Annotated in this window: 1 protein-coding gene; it reads right to left on the reverse strand. The window is 63.8% G+C overall.

From position 1 onward, the window contains the following. Positions 1-111: 111 nt before the first annotated feature. Positions 112-429: a nuclear transport factor 2 family protein gene (locus EG885_RS22385; protein WP_131579080.1), complete on the reverse strand. Its 318-nt coding sequence runs from the start codon at positions 427-429 to the stop codon at positions 112-114. Positions 430-528: the final 99 nt, after the last annotated feature.

The following is a 528-nucleotide window of genomic DNA, read 5'->3' on the forward strand; positions in this document are numbered from 1 at the left end:
CTCGACGCCCAGAGACGCGAGAAACGAATTCTTGGCACACATTGCGAAACGCACTCCCACCGGTCGATGGAAAAGACTTCGCAGCAGCGCGTCAGCCGAGCAATGTGGGGTTCAGCCGTCGCTTACGGTGATGCGGTCGTGGGCCAACCCGAAGGTGAAGGTCAGCACCGCCGGGCTGCCGGGGAAATCGCCGGTCACGGTCGCCCGGACGACGGTCTTTCCACCAGCCTGAGCGAGGTCGATGGGGTCTGCATGGTGGCGATACGTCGCCTTGGCGGCCAGCCACCAGTCGCGGATCGCCTGCGGGCCGCGATGGTCGTGGCCCTCGTCATGGACGATGGCATCGGGGGCGAAGACGGCGGCAAGGGCGTCGCCATCCTGTGGCGCGCGGGCGGTGAAATAGGTCTGGATGGGATGGGGCAATTGCATGGGATCGGTCCTTTCGCGTCTGATGGCATCACCATAGCGCTGGACCGCCATGCGGATAATCAGGATAAACCGGCATCAGGTGATGACAGGATCGGGACA

The sequence above is a fragment of the Paracoccus nototheniae genome (genome assembly GCF_004335005.1).
In the GTDB taxonomy this organism is placed as follows: Bacteria; Pseudomonadota; Alphaproteobacteria; order Rhodobacterales; family Rhodobacteraceae; genus Paracoccus; species Paracoccus nototheniae.

What these genes read in the sequence shown, in the direction of transcription:
- EG885_RS22385 (WP_131579080.1), bottom strand. Translation starts at nt 429, where the DNA reads ATGCAATTGCCCCATCCCATCCAGACCTATTTCACCGCCCGCGCGCCA.